This window comes from Pseudomonas sp. BN606 (assembly GCF_029873115.1).
Lineage (GTDB): Bacteria > Pseudomonadota > Gammaproteobacteria > Pseudomonadales > Pseudomonadaceae > Metapseudomonas.
Genome location: NZ_SSOF01000052.1, coordinates 12,673 through 35,177 on the forward strand (window position 1 = coordinate 12,673; position 22,505 = coordinate 35,177).

The following is a 22,505-nucleotide window of genomic DNA, read 5'->3' on the forward strand; positions in this document are numbered from 1 at the left end:
GCGGGGATCATTCTTCCTCCAACTGCGGCTGCGGATGCAGCGGCAGGTGCAGGGTCAGGGTCGCGCCGCGGCCGTCCAGGCCTTCGCCTACGCTTACACGGCCGCCGTGGGCGCCGACCATGCCCTGGCAGATCGCCAGGCCGAGGCCTGTGCCCTGTCCGCCCCGGTCACCTCGGGCAGCGGTATAGAACATATCGAAGATCCTGTCGCGTTCGTCCGGCGGAATGCCCGGCCCCTGGTCGCTGACGGAGAAGCGCAACTCGGCGTCGTCGGCCTCGACGGCGATCCGCAGCTGCCCCTGACTGGGCGAGAAACGCGCCGCGTTCTCCAACACGTTGACCAGCGCCTGCTCGATCAGGGCCGCATGTACATACAGCAACGGCAACTGCTCCGGCACCCGGGTCTCCACCTGCAACGGTGCCAGAACCGGGCGCAGACGCTGCAACGCGCTGGCGACAATGTCCACCGGAGCCACCCAGTCGCGTGCGAGCTTGAGACCACCGTGCCCCAGGCGGGTCATGTCCAGCAGGTTCTGGATGTAGCGATCGAGGCGCTCGGCTTCGTCGCGGGTACCCTCCAGCAACTCCCGGCGATCGGCCATGGGAATGGCTTCACCCAGGGCCAGCAGGCTGTCGATGGAACCACGCATGGCCGTGAGCGGTGTGCGCAGGTCATGGGAAACCGACGCCAGCAAGGCACTACGCAACTGTTCGGTTTCGCCGTGCAGGCGCGCGGCCTCCAACTCTTCGGCCAGCTGTGCACGGGCCAGGGCCTGGGCCAGGGGCTGGCCGAGGGCGGCGATCAGCCGACGCCTGCCCGCCGGCAGCGGCACTTCGTCGCGCGGGCTGATACCAAGCAGCACCAGCGGCCCTTCCTCTCCCGACAGCGGCAGCCACCACCAGCGCCCGCCGGGCAGGGTGTCAGTACCGGGGCCTGCCGGCTGGTCGTGCTGCCAGGACCACTCGGCTGCGGCACGCTCCTGGTCGCCCAGCAGGCGGTGGGCGCCGGCCTCCACCTTCCAGACACCATCGCGGCCCCGCGACAGCAGGCAGACCTCTACGTCGGTCCAGGCACCGAATTGCTGCACGGCTACGTTCAGCACGGCCTGGCGATCAGTGGCGGCGGTGAGTTTGCGTGAGAGGTCGAGCAGCGCAGTGGTTTCCGACTGGGTATCGCGCAGTGCATCGAGCTGGCGGCGCTGGCGCGAGGCCAGGTTGCCCGTCACCCCGGCCATCAGCAGGAAAAACAGTAAGGTCAGGACGTCTTCCTGGCGGGCGATGGTCAACGAAAAGGTCGGCGGAATGAACAGGAAGTCATAGGCCAGGAAGGACAGCCCGGCACATACCAACGCAGGCCCCAGGCTGCTGCGCACCGCCACCAGCAGTACGGCGGCAAGGAACACCAGGGAAATGTTCGGCAGCTCAAGGGTATGGGACACCGCCCAGGCCAACGCGCTGGCTGTGGCTGCAGCCAGCACCGCCAGGCCGTAGTCCAGCAGGCGGGAGGGATGACTGGCACGCGGACTGGACGGACGGCGGTCGGCCTCGGTGTCCAGCACGCTGACTTCCAGCCCCTCGGCGAGACTCAGCAGGCGTTCCGCCAGACCGCGACCGAGCAGGCGACGGCGCAGGCGCCGACGGCTGCGCGCTACCAGCAGCAGGCTGGCACGACGCTCGTCAGCGTGTTGCACCAAGGCCTTGGCAACAGACTCGGCGCGCAAGGTCACCACTTCGCCACCCAGGCGCTCGGCCAGTTGCTGGGCACCCTGCAGGCGCGCCCGCACCTCTTCGGAACGGGCGCCGCCGGTATCCACATACACCACCGACCAGGGCAGGTGACGCCGCTCGGCAACCCGGCTGGCGTGGCGCACCAGGCGTTCGGCCTGGTGGTCGCCGTCGATACCCACCAGCAAGCGGCCGCGCACGGCGGGCGCTTCCAGGCCGCGCTGGCGGTAACGCCGGTTGAGGTCGGCATCCACCCGTGCGGCGGCGGTCTGCATGGCCAGTTCGCGCAGCGCGGTGAGGTTGGTCTGGGAGAAGAAGGCGTCAATGGCGGCTCGGGCCTGCTCAGGCACGTAGACCTTGCCTTCGCGCAGGCGCTCCAGCAGCTCGCGCGGCGGCAGGTCGATCAGGAGTATTTCGTCGGCCTCTTGCAATACCCAGTCCGGCAATGTCTCGCGGACATGCACGCCAGTGATGTCATGCACCTGGTCGTTGAGGGCCTCCAGATGCTGGACGTTGACCGTGGTGTAGACGTCGATGCCGGCGTCGAGCAGCTCTTGCACATCCTGCCAGCGCTTGGCGTGGCGGCTGCCAGGCGCGTTGGTGTGGGCCAGTTCGTCCACCAGAACCAGACGCGGTGGTTGCGCGAGGATGCCATCGAGGTCCATCTCGGTGAGCGTCACGCCGCGATAGTCGAAGTGCCGCAGCGGTTGTTGCGGCAGCCCGGCGAGCATGGCTTCGGTTTCCGCGCGGCCGTGGGTTTCCACCACGCCCGCGCGCAGGTCGACGCCCTGGCGCAATTGCGCCTGGGCGGCCTGGAGCATCGCGTATGTTTTGCCCACGCCGGGTGCTGCGCCGAGGAAAACCTTCAGGCGACCACGCCCGCCACGGGGCATTTCGGCCAGAAGCGCGTCGGCGCGCTGGGCATCACTCATCGAGTCATCTCATTCAACGCAGTGTTCAGGGCCAGCACGTTGACCACTTCAGGGCCCACGAGGGACCGTTCGGTGTTCTGTTCCACCAGGCGTTCCAGCATATCTGTCGGCAGGCCGCGTTCGGCAGCGATGCGCGGAATCTGGAAGCGCGCGGCATTCGGCGGAAGGTGCGGGTCCAGGCCGCTGCCGGAGGTGGTCACCAGGGCCATGGGCACCTTGCCATGGCCCTCGGTGGCCAGGCGGTGCGCCTCCTTGTTGATGCGCTCGGCCAGGGCCGGGTTGCTCGGTGCCAGGTTGCTGGCGCCGCTGGCCACGGTGGCGAAGCCGGCGGCCGAGGGTCGCGGCTGGAACCACTGCGGGCCTTCGAAGTTCTGCGCCAGCAGGCTGCTGCCGCGTACCTCGCCCTTGGCATCGCGCACCAGGCTGCCATTGGCCTGCTCGGGGAAGGCCAACTGGGCAATACCGGTGACAGTCAGGGGATAGGCGACGCCAGTAATCAGGGTCATCAGGGCCAGAAGGCTCAGGGCGGGGCGGAGTTGGCTAAGCATATTCAGTTCCTCGCAGGAAATCTAAGTCTTGCTGGGGGGCGAGAAGTCCTCACCCCCGGCCCCTCTCCCGGAGGGAGAGGGGGATGTTCAAACCAGTCCTACTGCATTGAGCAGGACGTCGATCACCTTGATGCCGACGAAGGGTGCGACGATGCCACCCAGGCCATAGATCAGCAGGTTGCGGCGCAACAGGCTGGCAGCATCGCTGGCCTGCACCCGAACCCCACGCAGGGCCAGGGGGATGAGGCCGATGATGATCAGCGCGTTGAACACGATGGCCGAGAGGATCGCACTCTGCGGACTGGCCAACTGCATCACGTTGAGCACCCCGAGCTGCGGGTAGATTCCGGCGAACAGCGCGGGAAGGATGGCGAAGTACTTGGCCACGTCGTTGGCCACCGAGAAGGTGGTCAGGGCGCCACGGGTGACCAGCAGTTCCTTGCCCACCTGCACCACGTCGAGCAGCTTGGTCGGGTCGGAATCCAGGTCCACCAGGTTGGCGGCCTCGCGGGCGGCCTGGGTGCCATCGTTCATGGCCAGGCCAACGTCGGCCTGGGCCAGTGCTGGCGCGTCGTTGGCGCCGTCGCCGCACATGGCGACCATCTTGCCCTCGCCCTGCTCCTGGCGAATGCGCGCCAGCTTCTTCTCCGGCGTCGCTTCGGCGATCACGTCGTCCACACCGGCTTCCGCGGCGATGGCAGCGGCGGTCAGCGGGTTGTCGCCGGTCACCATCACGGTGCGGATGCCCATCTGCCGCAACTCGGCGAAGCGATCGCGGATGCCAGGCTTGACCACGTCCTTGAGGTGAATGGCGCCCAGCAGCTTGCCGTCGGCCGCCACCAGCAGAGGCGTACCGCCGCTCTGGGCGATCTTCTCGATCTCGCGAGCCAACGGGGCCGGCACCTCTTCACGGCCTATGCCTACCCAGGCGAGCACCGCATCCACCGCGCCCTTGCGGTAGCTGCGGCCGGCCCAGTCGGCACCAGAGAGTCGGGTCTCGGCGGTGAATGGGATGACCTGGATTTCCTCGCGGGCCGGCTCCTGCATGGAGTGCAGCGCGCGCAGGTATTCCACGATGGACTTGCCTTCCGGGGTTTCGTCAGCCAGGGAAGCCAGCAGCGCGGCATCGGAGAGTTCCTTGCCGCCGACGCCCGGGGCCTTGATCATCGCGCTGCAACGGCGGTTGCCGAAGGTGATGGTGCCGGTCTTGTCCAGCAGCAGCACATGCACGTCGCCGGCGGCTTCCACCGCACGGCCGGACTTGGCGATCACGTTCAGGCGCACCAGGCGGTCCATGCCGGCAATGCCGACAGCCGACAGCAGGCCACCAATGGTGGTGGGGATCAGCGTCACTAGCAGCGCCACCAGGTAGACCAGCGGCAGGTCGCCACCGGCGAATCGGGCAAACGGCTGCAGGGTGGCCACCACCAGCAGGAAGATCAGGGTCAGGCCGATAAGCAGGATGTCCAGAGCCACTTCGTTAGGGGTCTTCTGGCGCTTGGCGCCCTCTACCAGGGCGATCATCCGGTCCAGGGTCGACTCGCCCGGGTTAGCGGTAATTTTCACCAACAGCCAGTCGGAAACGATGCGGGTGTTGCCGGTGACGGCGGAACGGTCGCCGCCAGACTCACGGATCACTGGAGCCGATTCGCCAGTGATGGCCGCTTCGTTGACCGCGGCAATCCCCTCGATCACCTCGCCATCGCCCGGTATCAGCTCACCGGCTTCAACGCGCACGATATCACCACGACGCAGGCTGGCCGCCGACACGGTCTCGAGCTGGCCATTGCTTTTCCGGCGGCGCGCGGTCAGGCCCTGGCTGCCGGCGCGCAGACTGTCGGCACGGGCCTTGCCACGGCCCTCCGCCAGCGCTTCGGCGAAGTTGGCGAAGAGCACGGTGAACCACAGCCAGAGCGCGATCTGTACAGCCAGGCCAGTGCTCACCGCCGGAGTGGGGATCAGGCACAGGATGGTGGTCAGCACAGCGGTGAGCTCGACCACCAGGATCACCGGGGAACGCACCAGCTGGCGCGGATCGAGCTTGACGAAGGCCTGGCGCAGCGCGGGTTTCCACAGCGCGGCGAAGGAAGTCCTGGGTTGCTGCTTGGCGCCTTTGAGCGCCTGGATGGGGGCATTCATGATTTTCTCCGTTAGAAGCCCTGGATCAGCGCAAGGTGTTCAGCGATCGGCCCGAGGGCCAGAGCCGGCAGGAAGGTCAGGCCACCCACCAGCAGGATGGTCAGAGTCAGCAGGGTGACGAACAGCGGACCATGGGTGGGGAAGCTGTTGGCTCCCAGCGGTGCGCGTTTCTTCATCGCCAGGCTGCCGGCGATGGCCAGTACCGGGAGGATGTAGCCGAAGCGACCGAGGATCATCGCCAGGCCGATCAGCACATTGTGGAACGGCGTGTTGGCACCGAAACCGGCGAAGGCCGAACCGTTGTTGGCGGTACCCGAGGTGTAGGCATATAGGGCCTGGCTGAAGCCATGGGCGCCCGGGTTGGTGATGGACGCCGCCGGGCCGGCGAGGCTGATGGCCAGGCCGCAGAACACCAGCACGCCCACCGGCATCACCAGCAGGGTTGCCACCAGCAGGCGCACTTCGCGGGCTTCCAGCTTCTTGCCGAGGTATTCGGGCGTGCGGCCGATCATCAGGCCGGCGAGGAACACGGCGATCAATACGAACAGCAGCATGCCGTAGAGGCCTGCACCGACACCGCCGAAGACGATCTCGCCGAGCATCATGTTGAACATCGGGACCATCCCGCCCAGCGCGCTGAAGCTGTCATGCATCGCGTTCACCGAACCGTTGGACGCAGCCGTGGTGGTGACCGCCCAGAGCGCCGACGCGGCAATGCCGAAGCGGCTTTCCTTGCCTTCCAGGGAACCGGTCTGCTCAATGGGCAGCGCGGCCAGGGCCGGGTTCGGTTGGTATTCGCTGTAGAGGGTCACGCCCAGGCCGATGACGAACAGCACCAGCATGCTGGCCAGCAGCGCACGGCTCTGACGCAGGTCTTTCACGTAGTAGCCGAAGGTGAACACCAGGGCCGCCGGGATCAGGATGATGGAAGCCATCTCCAGCAGGTTGCTCCAGGCGGTGGGGTTCTCGAACGGGTGCGCCGAATTGACGCCGAAGAAGCCGCCGCCATTGGTACCCAATTGCTTGATTGCGATCTGGCTGGCCGCCGGGCCCAGCGGGATGGTCTGGTCGGCGCCCTGCAGGGTCACCGCATGGGCATAGTCGAGGAAAGTCTGCGGAACACCCTGCCAGACCAGGAACAGCGCCAGCACCAGGCACAGCGGCAACAAGCCGTAGAGGGCGCCGCGGGTCAGATCCACCCAGAAGTTGCCCAGGCGATCGGTGCTGCGGCGGCTGATGCCACGGGCGAACACCACCAGCACGCAGAGCCCCACGGCGGCACTGACGAAGTTCTGCACGCCCAGGCCGACCATCTGGCTGAAGTAGCTCAGTGCCGCCTCGCCACTGTAGGCCTGCCAGTTGGTATTGGTGACGAAGCTCACTGCCGTGTTGAACGCCAGGCTCCACTCCAGGCCGGGAAGCTTCTGCGGGTTGAGCGGCAGCGCGCCTTGCAGCATGAGGATGGCGAACAGCAGCACGAACCCCGCCAGATTGAAGGCCAGCAGGGCCACGCAGTAGCCCTTCCAGTCCTGTTCACGCTCGGCGTCGACGCCGGCAATGCGGTAGCAGAAACGCTCCACGGGCGCGAACACCGGAGTCAGGAAGGTACGCTGCCCTTCCATCACCCGGTAGTAGAAGCGCCCAAGGAAAGGTGCCGGTACCAGCACCAGCATGAAGAAGGCCAGGATGAGGCCGATGTCCTGAAGTTGCATGTGGCCTCCTAGCCGCGCTCGGCGCGCAGCAGCGCCACCAGCAGATAGATGAAAAGTCCCATGGCCAAGACCAGGGACACCCCGTCGAGAATGCTCATTGCCTGTACTCCTAGATGCGGTCTTTGCCGCCGTGGAGCCATTGTCGGAAGGGGGGGCGTAAAGGAACGAGTCCGGGGAGGACTGCGGGGCATCAAGAATGCGTAAAGAAGTTCTGTTGAGAACCGTGCATGAGATCGGCAGGCCTCGCCCCCGGCCCCGGCCCCTCTCCCGAAGGGCGAGGGGTGACGCCAGGCCAACCACCTGCACGAACAACCCCTCTCCCACTGGGAGAGGATGGGGTGAGGGAAGCCGCATCTCGCTGGATGTGAGGGGTCTGCATACCACTTTGTATCCACCCCGATACAAACCCGACACGCCCCCGATACCCTGCTGCGCCACCTTGCCCACCGATGGCTAGCGTGCCCCGCTCGCGTTAGCAGCCTCCCTTGTGATTCCCGGGCTGGCACTTGCCCACCCTCTCCTCGCCATGAGCTTCACCATGCAATCGACTTCCGCCTCGGGCACGCCCTTCACCCGGAACCGCTGGAGCGTCCGCGCGGTGATCGTGGACGATGACGCGCCCATTCGTGAGCTGCTCTGTGGCTACCTGGCGCGCTTCAACATCGAGGCGATAGGCGTGGACGATGGCCAGGGCATGCGCCAGGCCCTGGCCGAGGAACGCTTCGACGTGGACCTGATGCAGCCCGGCGAGGACGGCCTCTCGTTTTGCCGTTGGCTACGGGCGGAGTCGGACATTCTGATCCTGATGCTCACCGCCCGCTGCGAACCGGCGGATCGAATCATCGGGCTGGAAATGGGTGCCGCCGACTACATGGCCAAACCGTTCGAACCGCGCGAACTGGTGGCGCGCATCCAGACCATCCTTCGACGTGTGCGCGACGATCGCGACGCGCCGCGCACCGAAAGCCGCAATAGCATCCGCTTCGACGCCTGGCGCCTGGACAACCCGCTGCGCTTCGCAGGCCACGCCCATCTCCGGCTGGAGGATGGCCAGAAACAGGTACGTATCGACGTGTGCGACCACGGCCCGGGTATTCCCGCCGAGCTGCGCGAAGCGGTGTTCGAGCCCTTCTACCGCGTGGAAGGCTCGCGCAATCGCAATTCCGGAGGCATCGGCCTGGGCCTGACCATCGCCCGCGATGCTGCACGGCGCCAGGGTGGCGACCTGGAGTTGCTGGCGCCTGAAGCCGGCGGACTGCTGGCGAGATTGACCTTGCCCCTCCGCTGACCGGCAGGAACACCATGCGCACCAGAGCGCGCAGCGCACCCATGTGCCTTTGTCAGTCTCCGATACAACACGCACATCGCCTGGACAACTGGCCCGCCGAGACAGCCAGAACCGGAAGCCCCCTTCCGGTTCCGCCAACCTGCACAGGAGTAACCCCATGATCAGTGGAGTCGGCAGTTACTCGAACTACGGCAGCTACAACTACGCCACCAGTTCGACCTCATCCTCGGCGCGCTCGCAAGACTGCGGCGCTTCGGGACAGAACAAGGCCCAGGAAAAACTCTCCAGCCTGCTGGACGCCAACGGTGACGGCAGCCTCAGCCAGGAGGAAACCGCCTTCCTCGCACCGTCGCCTCGACCGCAGGGCCGGGGATCGGAGGGCATGCAGTTCGATTAGTCGGAGGGGTCGACGGCAAGCACTGACGACCCGGACTACGGCCGCCTGGTGGCGGCACTGCTCAAGCAGTACGAAGCCGGCTCCGGCTACAGCAGTAGCCGCGTCGGCAGCCAGTTGAGTCTGTCGGCCTGAAAGGTGCCGGCCACCTTCAGGGTGGCCGGCTCACCCGCCCCATCCGACGGGAACCCCGGGCTAATGATTGACCCGACCTCATCCTCGTCCGGAAAAGCCGGGAGGACGCTGCGAAAGGTCACACCGAGCGCTTACAATCGTGGGCTTAAACCGCCATACAGCCCACTTCGGATATGCCGCTCGATCCGCCCACGATGCTGACCCTTTCAATCGCCCTTGCAGCTGCCGCCGCCCTGTACCTGGCGGTCGAATGGGGCAGCGTTCGTGAACCCACTCTGTTGTTCTGGAGCGCCGGCTTCGCCACCATCACCATTGGCTCGACACTGGCCCTGCTGCGCGGGAACGGTCTCCTGTTCATCGGCATCTGGTTCGCCAACGGTCTGCTGGTGATCGCCCACTGGCTGTTCCTGCTGGGGGTTGCGCGCTTCACCGGGACGCGGCTGTCCCGGGCCTGGTACCTGATCTTCGTCACCTGGGCGGCCCTATTGCTGCTGCCGGATGGGCCGCTGTGGTCGAAGATCATGTTCCTGGCCAACTCGCTGCTGGTCGCCCTGCTGGCGCTCAGGGCCAGCGCACTCCTGCGTCCCCACGGCAAGTCGCTGAGCGTAGGCGCGGTGCAGCTGCGCTACGTGTTGCTGGCCCATGGCATTTTCTACCTGGCCAAGTCTCTGACGGCCGTGGTTCCTGGCACGCTGGTGGATCTCGCCGCCTTCCGTGGCGAGATCATCCAGATCTCGCTGGTCGAAGGCGCGATGGCGATCATGCTGATCGCCCTGTCGATGACCGGCACCGAACGTCATCGGCGAGAGAAACGGATAGCACGGCTGGCCGCACGCGACCCGCTGACCGCCCTCTACAACCGCCGCGCCCTTGAAGCGCGCGCACCGCGCCTGCTTGAAGAGGTCAGCGGCACTCAGCCGGGTGCATTGCTACTGATCGATATCGATAATTTCAAACTGGTCAACGACCTGTACGGCCATGGTGCGGGAGACCGGTTGCTGGTGGCGCTCAGCGAGATAATCCGCTCGCTACTGCCCGAACGAGCGCTTGCCGCGCGGCTGGGCGGCGACGAATTCGTCGTCCTGCTGAGCCGTGCCTCACGTGAACGCATCGTCGAGCTGGGCAACCGACTGCGGGAGCAGTTCCACGCGACAGCCTCGCGGAACTTCGACACACCCGAGGCAGTAACCCTGAGCATCGGCGCCAGCCTGTTCGACCAGCCACCGACCAGCCTGGCGGCATTGATCGAGCAAGGCGATGCCGCGCTCTACGAATCCAAACGCGGCGGACGAGACAGCATTCGCCTGGTGGATCGATCCTTCATGGGCGGCGAAGGGCTGCGGACAGACTGACTCACCGCGGATTGCTCAACGCGCAGCGAGCCGCCCCGCTCCTCAGGAGGGCCGGTTTTCCTTTTCCTGGGCCTCTGCGGAAACCACCACCTGCGGTTGCGCATCGCCGATCCAGTCGGAGATCAGGCTGTAGGCCACCGCCAGCAGCGTTGGGCCGAGGAACAGCCCCATGAAGCCGAAGGCCAGGATTCCGCCGAACACGCCCAGCAACACCACCACCAACGGCAGGTTGCCACCACGGCTGATGAGGTAGGGTTTCAGCACGTTGTCCACGCCGCTGATGACGAACATGCCCCAGATGCCGAGGAACACCGCATAGCCATAGTCACCGTGCCAGGCCAGCCAGGCCGTTGCGGGTACCCAGACAAGCGGCGGGCCCATGGGGATCAGGCTGAGGGCGAAGGTGACGATGCCCAGCACCAGCGCACCGGGTACACCAGCGATCCAGAAACCGATCAGCGCCAGCACAGCCTGGGCGGCGGCGGTACCGATCACGCCGTTGACCACGCGTTGCACGGTGCCGGCCACCAGTGCGAGATAGTGTTCAGCGCGATCACCAATCAATCGCTCCAGGCCCCGCTCGACGAACAGCGCCATGCGCGGGCCATCGCGGTAGAAGAAGAACACCAGCACCAGACTCAGTACCAGTTCCACCATGCCGCCGCCGATCTGAGCAGTGCGCGCGAGAATCCAGTTGCCGGCCTGCCCCATGTAAGGCCTGAGGCTGGCAAAGAAGGCCGCGCCCTGGGCGTCGATGGAGCGCCAGGCCCGAACCAGGCGCTCACCCACCAACGGCACCTGTTGCAACCAGTCCGGTGGCGGCGGCAAGCCTTCCACCTGGACGTTCTTCACCAGCTCCGTAGCATCGCGCACATGTTCGGCCAGGTTGCCCACCAGCCACGCCAGCGGCAGCGCCACCAACAGCACCCAACCTGCGGTGAGTAAGGCGGCAGCCGCGGACTCGCGTCCTTTCAGCAGGTTGCTCAAGAGGCGCATCAGCGGCCAGCTGGCAAAGGCCAGCACGGCGGCCCAGAACAGCGCAGAAACAAAGGGGGCAAGCACCCAGAGGCTGGCACCAAGCAAAGCGAGCAGGAGGATCTGCACCAATAGGCGATCGTTGTTCAACATCCCTGAATCACTCCGGCGAACAGAAAGGAAAGGCCGTGCCTGCCGTCACGCATCTCGCGGCCGGCAGGAACAAGCATAGAGACAGATACTCAGCGCAGGAGATTCAGATGCAGACCGGGTCCCTTGCCCTCGCCCAGCTCCAGGCGCGCGGCGCGTACACCCTGCCCCACCAACGCCTCGCGCCAGGCCTCGGCACCCGCACCAGCCAGACTGATGCGAAGGGTGCTATCAAGGTTCAGGCAGCGCGAAAGCAGGGTCGCCCAGGCATCCGAGGGTTGCTCAGGCAGACGCGCAAGGTGCAGCTCACCGCTGCTTTTCAGTTCACGCATCAGGGTATCGGGGGTTGGCAGCAACTCACCCAAGGGGGCGTTGGCGTCCAGCTGCTCGGCGTGCAGGTAGGCCCGGCGATTGCCCCGGGTGATGCCGTAGAGAGCAAGCAGGCTGTCCTGATGCGGCTCAGCCAGGCGCAGCAACAGGTAGGCCTGCTGCTCGTCCGGGCCATACAGCTTGGAGTTGCCGAAGATGGCGTTGGCCCAGAGGCTGCTGGAGCCACAATCGCGACCCTGGCACCAATAGAGCAACTCGGCACCGCCAGCGAGCAGGTCGCGGCGGGCGCGGTCGAAAGCATCGAAGGAGCTGTGGTCAGTGGGCAGGCGGTAGGTTACAGAAGTCTGGCGGCCCTCCGCATCGATCTTGCGCTCCATGCGTAATTGGTTGCTGATGCGGCGGATGGAGCTCTGCGGATAGGTTCGCTCCTGGTCCGGGTTCTCGCGGAAGTCGGTGATCTCGGCATGGGGGAAACGCGGCAATGCCGCCAGGTCGTGGCTTTCAGGCAGGTCGGCTGCCTGCACGGATGCTGCCAGTAGAAGACCGGCAATTAGGGTGAGGCGCATGCGCATCCTTATCGATATGTCCCGGAGTGAGCAGTCTGGACCAGCTTCCCGACCTTTTCCTGCCGCTCGCCACGGATCATGCCGCGCCGCACTGTGGTTCCAGGCCGATCGACCATCCCACTGCTCCCTGACCAAAAGCGGCCAGCCTTCCCGCTTGGCCGGTGCAAGTCAAGGAATGGCGAAGAAGGGATTGAAACAGTCTGCTACGGCCTGGGCGCCAGCCTCGTCATCCAAGTGCAGGTGATGCTTGCCGGGTAGGCAATGCACCGCAAAGGGCAGTTGCTCCAGAAGGCTGGCGAACTTCGGCTCCACATGCAGCAGGCCCTGCTCTGCCAGCACCAGCATGGTTGGACACTTCACCGCCTGGGCGAAGGCCAATGCATGGGCACGGGTCAGGCGCAGCGGAGACGGCAGGGTCAGGCGGCTGTCGGTGCGCCAGGTGTAGCCGCCTGGTACCGGCATCAGGCCCCGCTCAGCAAGCAGTTCGGCGGCCTCGCGGCTGACACCGCCCGTACCGCGCATGCGCGCCTCGACGGCACGGTCTATCGCGGCGTAGACCGGTTTGCGCTTGCCTACCAGCGCCAGTTGCGCGCGTAGCGCCTCGCCCAGCTTGGCCGGCGCCTGTTCGGCTTCGCCCGTGTAGGGCATCAGGCCATCGATCAGGGCCAGGTGCTTGATCCGCTCGGGAATGGCGCCGGCCAGCATCACCGAAACGATGGCGCCCATGGAGTGCCCGAGCAGGGAAAATTTCTCCCAACCCAGCTGCTCGGCCACCAGCAGCACGTCAGCGGCGTAATCCCACAACAGGTAGCTCGCCCCCGGCCCCCGGTGGGCCGACAGCCCGTGACCGGCAAAATCGAGCGCGACTATGCGCAGCCCCTGCAGACGCGGCGCCAGTCGGGCGAAGGTGTTGGCGTTGTCCAACCAGCCATGCAGCGCGATCACCGGCTGGCCGTCCTCCGGGCCATAGAGGTGAGCGGCCAGCTCGATATGGGGCAGGTTGAGGCGGATTTCTTCGACCTGGGCAGTCATGCACTGGCCTCCTGGCAACGACCGTCCCAGCGGCCGAATACGGATTTGAGAAGGTCGGCGGTTTCCTGGGGTCGCTCCAGCGGGAACATGTGCCCGCCGGGCAGCGACAGGTATTCGCCTTGCGGCACCCGCTTCACCAGTCGCGCATGGTGCGGCATCACCACCTTGCTGTGACGCCCACGTACCAGTGCCACGGGCACCTTGAGCTGTTGCGGACGGCCGGGCGTGCGGTGAGGCACGCTGCGGTAAATGCTGATCTCGGTGGCGGCGTCGAACTTCAGCCGCAGCGACTCGCCCTGCCGAGCCAGGCCATGCTGGACGTAGGCATCCAGGCAATCCGGATCGAAGCGGCGGAACAGGTTCTTGCCGGCGAAGTAGTCGCGCGCCTCGCTGAAGTCGCCGAACTCCTCGCGGCGACCAAGGGTGCGGCCCGCCGGGGTGATGCGGTCGATGAAGCCGAAGCGCTTGGCCGCGCGGATGACGATGCGGTCAGCCAGGGTCAGCACTGGGGAATCGAGCATCACCACGCCGCGGTAGAGCTCCGGCCGACGCAGGGCCGCGTGAAAGTGCAACACGCCGCCCAGGGAATGCCCCAGGCCCCAGACCGGCTCGCCGCGCGCTTCCAGGTGATGGATGAGTTCGTCCACCAGGTTTTCCCAGTTGTCGTTCACCGGGAATCTTGGGTCATGGCCGTGTTGTTCCAGGTGTTCAACGCGGAAGTCCGGCGCCAGGGCGGCGAAGAGCTTGCCGTAGGTGGCCGAAGGAAAGCCGTTGGCATGGGCGAAGAAGATGGTGTGCATGGCATCCGGCTCGTCGGAGAATGCCGGGATTTTCCGGCAGCCCCGCTCGCTCGGCAATGACTGTAACCGCCAGTGATGATGGCGCTATTGCCAAAGACCCGGTGCCAACAGCCTGCCCGCCAACCCCAGGGCCACCAGCAGGAAGACCAGGCCACAGGCCAGATCGATGGCGGGCGCTGCGCGCAGCAGCAGTTGCTGGTTGCTACCGCGGGTGAGTGCCAGGCCAAGGCCACTGAACCAGGCCAGCCCCATGCCGAAGAGAATCGCGGCCGCCCCGACCTTGCCGGCGAAGGACATATCCGCCGGAATAAGCCCGGACAGCATTGCCAGGAAAAACACCAGCGCCTTGGGGTTGAACAGGTTGGTGGCCAGCCCGCGCAACCAGGGGCCCAGAGCCGAAGGTGACAACGCGCCCTCGAAGCTCCCGCCGCCCTGTCCGCGTCGGAACCAGGCGCGCACTGCCCCGATGCCAAGCCAGCCGAGATAGCTCGCGCCGATCAGCTGCAGCAGGTCGAAGAGCATCGGCGAGCGGCTCACCAGCAGGGCAACGCCAGTCAGCACCAACATGCCGTGGACGAGGATGCCGCAGGCCAGGCCCAGGGCGCTCAGGAGGCCGGCGCGACGCCCCTCATGCATGGCGGTACGCACCACCAGGGCCACATCGGGGCCGGGGCTGACCAGGGCGACGGCGAACACGGCCGCCAGCGACAGCAAGACGGAAGTCTCCTGCATGGATGATTCTCCAGGATATTGGGGGAATTCAGCGGGGGCGGTGGATCAGCGGCTGCGCAGCTTCGCCGGTGGTACGCCGTAGTTGCGGCGGAACAATCGCGAGAAATGCGCCTGGTCGTAGAAACCCAGATCCAGGGCCACCTCGCTCAGGCTCTCGCCACGCAGGACCCGAGGCAGCGCACGTTCCAGGCGCAATTGGGTCAACCACTGGTGAGGCGGCAGGCCGCACTGGCGATTGAAGCGGCGCAATGCCTGCCAGGGGCTGAGTCCACAGAACAGGGCCAGCTCTTCCAGAGAGGGCGGTGAATCGAGGCGCGACTCCAGCCACTCCCTCAAGCGCGACCAGGTGCGGGTATCAAAGCCATGTTCCGGCTCACGGACTCGCAGGGTGGAGCCCTGTCCCAGCAGGTTGGCCAAGGCTGGCCAGAGGTGGCCTTCCTGCTCCAGTCGTGACCCTTGCAGCAACGCGCCGTGCAGGTCCTGCAACTGGCCACGCAAGTTGGCGTCCCGGAGGATGCTGGTGGTCAGGCGCGGCGCACCCTGGCGCTCATCGCTGAGACTGCGGCTGGCGTCGTCCAGCCATTGCGGATCGAAAGCCAGCACACGGATCTGATAGCTCTGGCCATCGACGCCGGCGCCATCGTGGATCTGCTCCGGCGCCATCAACAACACGTCCCCGGTGTCGGCCTGATGGCTTTCACCCTGGTGCAGGTAGCGTTGCCGACCGCGCACGACCAGTCCCAGGTGGTACTCCAGATGGAAGTGCCGGGGAAAGGCGAAGTGCTGGTACTGGGCGTCGATCAGTCGGACGCCCGGCAGGCAGCTGGGGATGTGGTTGGTCTGGTCCATGGGCGCCACTTTACTCCGTGGCGCCGTGAGCTTCTTGGACAAAATTGCGGAAGTATTGGCCCGAAATGCCATAGGGTAGAAATCGCTTTTCATTTCCACCGTCCGATGCCCGCCCATGCTCCGATGGTGGATGAATAGAGCGTCATCCACCCTTGTAGCAGTGACGATTGAAATGCACCGACTAGCTGCATGAAGCCGGACTTTCTTTAGGAGCGAGCTTGCTCGCGAACAGCCCGAGCACGAACTTTCGCGAGCAAGCTCGCTCCTACATGTCAGCCGCGCCGCGGCGGCTCGGAGCCGAGGGGAACGATGGCCATTGTCAGGCGGGAAATGCAGCTGGGCTTGCCGTCCTCGCCAGCCAGTCGGATATCCCAGACATGGGTAGTACGACCGAGATGCACCGGCCGGGCCACCGCGGTGACCCGGCCGCTGCGCAGGCCACGCAAGTGGTTGGCGTTGACCTCCAGGCCGACGCAGTAGTAGCGGCTGGCGTCGATGCACAGGAAGCTGGCAGTGGAACCGAGGGTTTCCGCCAGCACCACCGACGCGCCGCCATGCAGCAGGCCATATGGCTGGTGGGTGCGCTGATCGACCACCATGCTGGCGGTCAAGGATTCGTCGTCGAAGGACTCGAAACGGATGTCCAGGCCTTCGCCAATGGTGTTCTTCAGGGATTCGTTGAGGTGTGCAAGATCGGGGAATTGTCGCCACAGGCCCATTGGGTCGCTCCTTGTGGAGGGCCGGGAGCGGTGTCCCGGCCAAACTTGATCATTCGTGCCAGACCACCGCTTCCTGGCGTTCCAGCCATTCCGGGAAGCGCTTGCCATAAGCGTCTTCAACGATATTGCGCTTGATCTTCAGCGTCGGAGTCAGGAAACCGTTGTCTACCGCCCAGATGTCCTTGACCAGCACCAGCCCATGCAGGCGCTCATGCTTGTCGAGATCGCCGTTGACCTCTTCCAGCAGGCTGCGCAGGCTGAGCTCCAGTTCTGAGCGGGCGCTGTTGGCCGCCTCCTGCCGCCCTACTTCGGACAGTACGCAGAGCGCCATGGGTTGGGGCAACCCATCGCCCACCACACAGACCTGCTCGATACGCGGATGCACCGCCAGGCGGTTCTCGATGGGTGCCGGGGCCACGTACTTGCCCTTGCTGGTCTTGAAGATTTCCTTGATGCGGCCAGTCAGGCGCAGGTTGCCCTTGGCGTCCTGCTCACCCTTGTCTCCGGTGCGCAGGTAGCCGTCCTCGGTAATGGTTTCGGCAGTTTTCGCGGGGTCCTTGAAATAGCCCTGCATCGTGGCACCGCTGCGCACCTGCACTTCACCGTCTTCGCTGATGCGCACTTCCACGCCGGGACTGTTGCGGCCAATCCAACCGGGCATCACCTCACCTTTGCGGCACAGGTGGGAGTAACCGCAGTTCTCGGTCATGCCGTAGACCTCCAGCACTTCCAGGCCTAGGCGCTGGTACCAGTTCAGCAGCGCACCGGGCACCGGTGCGGCTCCGCACAGGGCGTTTCGCACGGCATCAAGACCGAGGCCAGTGAGGACCTTGCGTCCGACGATACGACCAATGACGGGGAGCCTGAGCAAGCGATCGAGTTTTTGTGCCGACATCTTCGAATAGACACCCATCTGGAACTTGGTCCAGATCCGCGGCACGCCGAAAATGGCCGTAGGCCGTGCGCGACGCAGGTCCTCAAGGAAGGTTTCCAGACTTTCGGCGAAGAATACCGTCTGCCCGGCGTAGAGCGACCCCATCTCGACGAACATGCGCTCTGCCACATGGCATAGCGGCAGGTAGGACAGCAATCGGTCTTCCTCGCCGGTCTGAAACAGGTTCATTCCATGGTTGGCGGCGAAAGCGAAGTTGCTGAAATTGTGCATCACCCCCTTGGGCGTACCCGTGGTGCCGGAGGTATAGATGATGGTGGCGAGTTGGTCTGCAGAACCCTTGGGGCTGTCCTGGATCGGGTTGACGGCCTGCAGGTCGGCCCAGCTGAAATCGAAGGTGCCTTCGGGGTGGATCGGCAATGCAACGGTCGGCACGCCTTCGGGCACACCACCGGCCATGGCTGGCCAATCGTCGAGCTTGCCGATGAAGGCCAGCGCCGACTCGGAATGCTCCAGCACCTGGTGGACCGATTCGGCTGTGAGGTTGGGATACAGAGGAACGGATACGTGGCCAGCCATCCAGATGGCGAAGTCGGCGACGATCCAGTGAGCGCAATTCTTGGAGATGATCGCAATGCGGCTGCCCTGGGGCAGGTCGCGACCGCGGAGCCAACTGGCGGCCCGGCGGGCTTGTTCGCCCACTTCGGCCCAGGTCAGCTCCTCGATCCTGCCGCCACCAAGTGGCTGGACCAGATAGCGTTTGTTCGGATGACGAGCTTCACGCTCAAAAAAAACTTCAAGCGGCAAACGGACTGCATCAGCCACAGGGCCTCCTCCTTTGTTCTTTTTGTGGGGGACAACCAAGCACTTGCTTGGGCGACTATTCCACGCACCCGGAGGAGGCGCAAGTTAAGAAATGTTGCGAATCGTCAGTGATGGCGAACGTGATGGATGGTGCGCAGTGACATCAGTCCGGGGATGAGGAGATCACCCTCCAGCTCGGCAAGGCTGGCCGTTCCCATGGGCAAGGGCTCCTGGCGATGGCCGTGGATCAGCAAGCCCGCCAGGTCGCTGACAAAGGGATTGTGGGTGACCAGCAGGAGATCCTGCTCGCTGCGTTCAGCGAGGAAATTCAGCGCCTCGCGCGGATCGCTATCGGGTGTGAGCCAGGGTGCGGTGCCAACGGCACCGCTGAATCCCAGCGCATCACGAACCAGTTCGGCGGTTTGCTGCGCCCTCACATAAGGGCTGGCGAGAATCGCGCTCAGCGGTCGCCCGGCAAGCTGGGCGGCGCTGTGCAGCACGTCCTTGCGGCCGTGGCGTGTGAGTTCGCGCTCCGCATCGGTTCGGGCACGGGGTTCGGCCTCGCCATGACGCAGGAGCCAGAGCCTCATAGCCTGGGCTCTTCGTCACGTACCGGATGGGCCGCGGGCGGTACCGCGTGCGGCGTCTCGCCCTCGGGAGCACGAGCCGCGGGCCAGTCGCCGAAGGGCCAGGGCTTTTCTTCGGTATTGAAAGTGCCGAAGCGGCCAATCTGCGCCAGGTACTGGCTCAGGCTATCGCCAAAGGACAGCAGCCCCGCATTGGGCGCCCCGTAGAAGGCACGGTAGCCAAGTTGCAGCAGAACCACGGCGCCCAGCACGATCTCGGCCAGTTGCCAGACGATGACGAAGATCAGCATCCACAGAACGCGCAGCAGGATGTGCTCGCGTTGCAGGTCTTCGCGCTCTTCACTCATGGGGAATCTCCTTGTCCGAAGCGGTGATGGTCCTGGGCCTAGAAGCCCGAGGTTGGGATGAAATCTACGTCCGTCTTGGGCTCGCCGCGCATCAGCAACTCGATCACCTGAGCCAGCGTACGCCCCTCGAAAAGGATGGCATGCAGGCCAGCGACCAGCGGCATGTAGACCTGCAGCTCCTCTGCACGGGTCTTGAGTACCTTGAGCGTGTTGACGCCTTCGGCGACCTCGCCAAGGCGCGCGACAGCGTCTTCCAGGGAAAGGCCCTCGCCCAGCGCATAGCCGACCTGGTAGTTGCGGCTCTTGGGCGAGGAGCAGGTGACGATCAGGTCGCCGACGCCGGCAAGGCCGAGGAAGGTCATGGGATTGGCACCCAGCTTGACGGCGAAGCGGGTCATCTCCGCCAGGGCGCGGGTGATCAGCATGCTCTTGGTGTTCTCACCCATATCCAACGCGGCGGCCATGCCGGCAATGATGGCGTAGACGTTCTTCAGCGCACCGCCCAGCTCGACGCCGAAGCGATCCTGGCTGGCGTAGACGCGGAAAGTACGGCCATGCAACGCGGACTGCACCCGCTTGCACAGCTCGGTGTCCTCACTGGCGACCACGGTGGCGGTCAGCGCATGGTCGGCGATTTCCTTGGCCAGGTTGGGACCCGAGATCACGCCGATGCGTGCATCCGGGGCCACCTCTTCGAGAATCTGGCTCATCAGCTTGAAGCTCTGCGCCTCGATGCCCTTGGTGGTGCTGACCAGCAGCTTGCCGGCCAGTTGGCCGGCCACCGGCTCCAGAGCCTTGCGCAGCGCGCTGGACGGTAAGGCAACGAAGACCAGCTCGCAATCGGCGAGGACCGCGGACAGGTCCGTATCCGGCTCAACGCCGGGCAGGATTTTCACGCCCTTGAGATAGCGCGGGTTTTCGCGCTGTGTACGGATCGCCTCGGCCTGATCCGGGTCGCGCATCCAGTGGCGCACGCGCTGGCCATTTTCGGCCAGCAGATTGGCAATGGCGGTGCCGAAGCTGCCGCCGCCTAGCACCGCGACGGGTTGCTGTTCAGTCATAACGGATCCATGTAGGCCATTGGAGTGGCGAATTCACGCATTATACGGAGGCGCCGCCGCCCAGCCAGCCTCTATCCAGAGCCATTGCACTGGCAAAGCAATCGTCCTCGGTTAAGATGCCGCAGTTTTTTTGGCGTCAAGGGAACCCTATTCGTTCCCTGGCATCCTCCGGATATCTAAATTTCCCCCAGCATTGGGGCATATCGGGACTAAAGTTCCTGCATAGTTCCGCTTCATGGACGACCCCGCATCGAGGCAAAAGGAAGATGTGCCGACCCTCCCCCAGACTCCCGAACTCTCCTGCCGCCGACGGAGAGTCGCGCCTATGACCTTGCGGCGCCGCTGGGACATCCATACCCGCACCCAGTTGATCAGCCTCGGACCGGCCCTGCTGCTGACCCTGCTGCTCACCGGCTTCTTCACCTTCGCTCGCCTCCAGGACCTGCGCCAGGAGCTGAACCACACCGGCCAACTAATCGCCAGCCAGCTCGCCCCGGCGGCGGAGTACGGCGTTGTCACAGGGAACCTGGAGGTCCTGGAAGGCCTTCTCCAGGCCAGCCTGGGTACGCCCCATGTGCGCTTCCTCGAAGTGCGCGACCGCGCCGACAACATCCTGGTGTACCTGGAACAACAGGACAGCTTGGAAAAGACCGGCTCCCAGGTGGAAGTGTTCCACGCGCCCATCCTCCAGCAGCAGATGCACCTTCAGGCCCGGCGCACCCTGGCCAATGGAGACGGCCGTAGCAATGACGGCAATTACCTGGGCCGTGTCGTCGTCGGTATGTCCAACGACGCCTTCAGCAGTCGCCAGCAGGAAATCCTCCTCAAAGCGACGGTGCTGGCCCTGATCGCTCTCCTGCTCACCTTCCTTCTAGCGCGCCGACTGGCCACACGCCTGTCGCAGCCCATCAGTGCGATGGGGGACGCGGTCAAGGCCATTCAGGAGGGTAACTACAACGCCAGCCTGCCCGTAGTGGATGACAGCGAACTGGGCGACCTCAGTCGGCATATCAACAATCTGGCCAGCGGCCTTGAAAAGGCCAGCCAGGAACAGCAACAGGCCATGGGCCAACTGATCAAGGCGCACGAAGAGGCGGAGATGGCGAACCGCGCCAAATCCGACTTTCTGGCGATGATGAGCCACGAACTGCGCACTCCCATGAATGGTGTCCTGGGCATGCTGCAGTTACTGGAAACCACCGAGATGACCGAGGAGCAGGCCGAGTACGCGGCATTGGCCACGGAGTCCACGGAGCACCTGTTGAAGGTGATCAACGACATCCTCGACTTCTCTCGCATAGAACGCGGCGCACTTGAACTGGAGCGCATCCCGTTCAACCTGCTGGATCTGATCCTGGGATCAGTACAGGTGTTCCAACACAGTGCGCAGCAGCGCGGGCTGACCCTGACCCTCGACACCCAGGACGGTCTGGAGCGTGTCGAAGCCCACGGCGACCCGACGCGACTGCGGCAGATTCTCGTCAACCTGGTAGGTAATGCCCTCAAGTTCACGGAAGAAGGCGGCATCAGGGTGGAAACACGCTGGCAGGCACTGGACAGCGAAGTGCTCTGGCTCACCTGCGCGGTGCACGACAGCGGTATCGGCATCCCGCCGGATCGCCTGGAGCATATGTTCGACGCCTTCCAACAAGCCGATCACTCGATTTCCCGTCGCTATGGCGGCACGGGGCTCGGCCTGCCCATCGCACGTACCCTTGCCGAGCGCATGGGCGGCACCTTGAGGGCCGAAAGCCACGAAGGTTCAGGGTCGACCTTCACCCTGGAAATTCCCCTGCCATTCCGCCCCCAGGGCGCGGAAGCCCTGACCAATCAGACGCAGGAGCATGGCGAAGGCACTGGTCAGCACGTCCTGCTGGTGGAAGACAACCCGGTGAACCAGACGGTGATCGAGGCCATGCTGCGCAGCCTGGGCTATCAGGTCAGCCTGGTTGGCGATGGCGCCCAGGCAGTGCACCAGGCTTCACGTCACCACTATTCGGCGATTCTCATGGACTGCCGCCTACCTGTGCTCGACGGCTACGAAGCTACACGCCAGATTCGCCAGATGAATGGTGGCGCAACGCTGCCAATTATCGCCCTGACAGCCAACGCCCTACAGGGCGACCGCGAAGCCTGCCTGGCGGCGGGCATGAACGACTACCTGGCCAAGCCCTTCAAGCGCGCTGATCTGTTGCGAGTAATGCAGCGCTGGCTGAGCAGGCCGTCGGACTAAAACGGTTGGTGCCGTTTCCAGACATTCGTCGAGTGTTCCGGGATGTTAAAGTGCTCCACGATTTGCGAGCGGGATGTCCCTGGCACGCCCTTGCGGCAGGCCTTTGTCACTCAGGTGCACGACTGTGCTCGCCACTCTGTGACTTTCACCGCAACGCAACAGTCTATGACTAGTCTGTCGTCCGACGCCCCCAACAAAGGCCAC

20 protein-coding genes are annotated in these 22,505 nt (G+C 64.9%); 4 read left to right on the forward strand and 16 right to left on the reverse strand.

The window, feature by feature from the left end:
* Window positions 1–7 precede the first annotated feature (7 nt).
* The 5 genes from E8E75_RS07710 to kdpF all read right to left on the reverse strand — a co-directional run bounded on the left by E8E75_RS07710 (window position 8) and on the right by kdpF (window position 7,153).
* Entirely contained in the window at window positions 8–2,656 is a 2,649-nt protein-coding gene (locus E8E75_RS07710; RefSeq protein WP_153921162.1) for a sensor histidine kinase KdpD, read from the reverse strand.
* Window positions 2,653–3,204, reverse strand: a complete 552-nt coding sequence (kdpC, locus tag E8E75_RS07715; protein ID WP_120651578.1) for a potassium-transporting ATPase subunit KdpC — start codon at window positions 3,202–3,204, stop codon at window positions 2,653–2,655. Before kdpC ends, E8E75_RS07710 begins: the two co-directional genes overlap by 4 nt.
* 87 nt (window positions 3,205–3,291) lie before the next feature.
* A complete protein-coding gene (gene kdpB, locus E8E75_RS07720) occupies window positions 3,292–5,343 on the reverse strand; it encodes a potassium-transporting ATPase subunit KdpB (protein ID WP_153921160.1) in 2,052 nt (683 codons plus the stop codon).
* Between the two features lie 11 nt (window positions 5,344–5,354).
* The gene (gene kdpA / locus E8E75_RS07725) at window positions 5,355–7,055 is read right to left on the reverse strand and encodes a potassium-transporting ATPase subunit KdpA (RefSeq protein ID WP_153921158.1); all 1,701 of its coding nucleotides are present in this window, start codon (window positions 7,053–7,055) and stop codon (window positions 5,355–5,357) included.
* A gap of 8 nt (window positions 7,056–7,063) precedes the next feature.
* On the reverse strand, window positions 7,064–7,153 hold the full coding sequence (gene kdpF, locus E8E75_RS07730) for a K(+)-transporting ATPase subunit F (RefSeq protein ID WP_036996920.1): 90 nt from the start codon (window positions 7,151–7,153) through the stop codon (window positions 7,064–7,066).
* A 440-nt stretch (window positions 7,154–7,593) separates the two neighbouring features.
* On the opposite strand from kdpF, the gene E8E75_RS07735 reads away from it, so the two are divergent.
* The 3 genes from E8E75_RS07735 (at window position 7,594) to E8E75_RS07745 (ending at window position 10,224) form a co-directional block, all read left to right on the forward strand.
* Window positions 7,594–8,343: an ATP-binding protein gene (locus E8E75_RS07735; RefSeq protein WP_153921155.1), complete on the forward strand. Its 750-nt coding sequence runs from the start codon at window positions 7,594–7,596 to the stop codon at window positions 8,341–8,343.
* Window positions 8,344–8,500: 157 nt separating this feature from the next.
* A complete protein-coding gene (locus E8E75_RS07740) occupies window positions 8,501–8,740 on the forward strand; it encodes a hypothetical protein (protein WP_120651582.1) in 240 nt (79 codons plus the stop codon).
* A gap of 305 nt (window positions 8,741–9,045) precedes the next feature.
* The gene (locus tag E8E75_RS07745) at window positions 9,046–10,224 is read left to right on the forward strand and encodes a GGDEF domain-containing protein (RefSeq protein WP_153921153.1); all 1,179 of its coding nucleotides are present in this window, start codon (window positions 9,046–9,048) and stop codon (window positions 10,222–10,224) included.
* A 42-nt stretch (window positions 10,225–10,266) separates the two neighbouring features.
* Here the strand turns inward: E8E75_RS07745 and E8E75_RS07750 are convergent, their stop codons facing one another.
* The 11 genes from E8E75_RS07750 to E8E75_RS07800 form a co-directional block, all read right to left on the reverse strand.
* On the reverse strand, window positions 10,267–11,352 hold the full coding sequence (locus E8E75_RS07750) for an AI-2E family transporter (RefSeq protein WP_120651584.1): 1,086 nt from the start codon (window positions 11,350–11,352) through the stop codon (window positions 10,267–10,269).
* An 89-nt stretch (window positions 11,353–11,441) separates the two neighbouring features.
* On the reverse strand, window positions 11,442–12,251 hold the full coding sequence (locus E8E75_RS07755) for a DUF4892 domain-containing protein (protein WP_120651585.1): 810 nt from the start codon (window positions 12,249–12,251) through the stop codon (window positions 11,442–11,444).
* 162 nt (window positions 12,252–12,413) lie between these two features.
* Window positions 12,414–13,277 (reverse strand): alpha/beta fold hydrolase, encoded by an 864-nt coding sequence (locus tag E8E75_RS07760; protein ID WP_120651586.1) that lies wholly within the window; start codon window positions 13,275–13,277, stop codon window positions 12,414–12,416.
* The gene (locus tag E8E75_RS07765; RefSeq protein ID WP_153921151.1) at window positions 13,274–14,077 is read right to left on the reverse strand and encodes an alpha/beta hydrolase; all 804 of its coding nucleotides are present in this window, start codon (window positions 14,075–14,077) and stop codon (window positions 13,274–13,276) included. Before E8E75_RS07765 ends, E8E75_RS07760 begins: the two co-directional genes overlap by 4 nt.
* 84 nt (window positions 14,078–14,161) lie before the next feature.
* Window positions 14,162–14,809 (reverse strand): LysE family transporter, encoded by a 648-nt coding sequence (locus E8E75_RS07770; RefSeq protein ID WP_153921149.1) that lies wholly within the window; start codon window positions 14,807–14,809, stop codon window positions 14,162–14,164.
* A gap of 45 nt (window positions 14,810–14,854) precedes the next feature.
* On the reverse strand, window positions 14,855–15,658 hold the full coding sequence (locus tag E8E75_RS07775; protein WP_120651589.1) for an AraC family transcriptional regulator: 804 nt from the start codon (window positions 15,656–15,658) through the stop codon (window positions 14,855–14,857).
* Window positions 15,659–15,930: 272 nt separating this feature from the next.
* Window positions 15,931–16,377 (reverse strand): hotdog fold thioesterase, encoded by a 447-nt coding sequence (locus E8E75_RS07780; RefSeq protein ID WP_153921147.1) that lies wholly within the window; start codon window positions 16,375–16,377, stop codon window positions 15,931–15,933.
* A gap of 49 nt (window positions 16,378–16,426) precedes the next feature.
* Window positions 16,427–18,094 (reverse strand): AMP-binding protein, encoded by a 1,668-nt coding sequence (locus E8E75_RS07785; RefSeq protein ID WP_280358464.1) that lies wholly within the window; start codon window positions 18,092–18,094, stop codon window positions 16,427–16,429.
* 104 nt (window positions 18,095–18,198) lie between these two features.
* On the reverse strand, window positions 18,199–18,663 hold the full coding sequence (gene sixA / locus E8E75_RS07790) for a phosphohistidine phosphatase SixA (RefSeq protein ID WP_120651592.1): 465 nt from the start codon (window positions 18,661–18,663) through the stop codon (window positions 18,199–18,201).
* Complete coding sequence (locus E8E75_RS07795) at window positions 18,660–19,007, reverse strand: DUF4389 domain-containing protein (RefSeq protein WP_120651593.1); 348 nt, start codon at window positions 19,005–19,007, stop codon at window positions 18,660–18,662. Before E8E75_RS07795 ends, sixA begins: the two co-directional genes overlap by 4 nt.
* A gap of 38 nt (window positions 19,008–19,045) precedes the next feature.
* Entirely contained in the window at window positions 19,046–20,068 is a 1,023-nt protein-coding gene (locus tag E8E75_RS07800) for an NAD(P)H-dependent glycerol-3-phosphate dehydrogenase (RefSeq protein ID WP_120651594.1), read from the reverse strand.
* Between the two features lie 325 nt (window positions 20,069–20,393).
* On the opposite strand from E8E75_RS07800, the gene E8E75_RS07805 reads away from it, so the two are divergent.
* The gene (locus E8E75_RS07805) at window positions 20,394–22,301 is read left to right on the forward strand and encodes an ATP-binding protein (protein ID WP_120651595.1); all 1,908 of its coding nucleotides are present in this window, start codon (window positions 20,394–20,396) and stop codon (window positions 22,299–22,301) included.
* Window positions 22,302–22,505 lie beyond the last annotated feature (204 nt).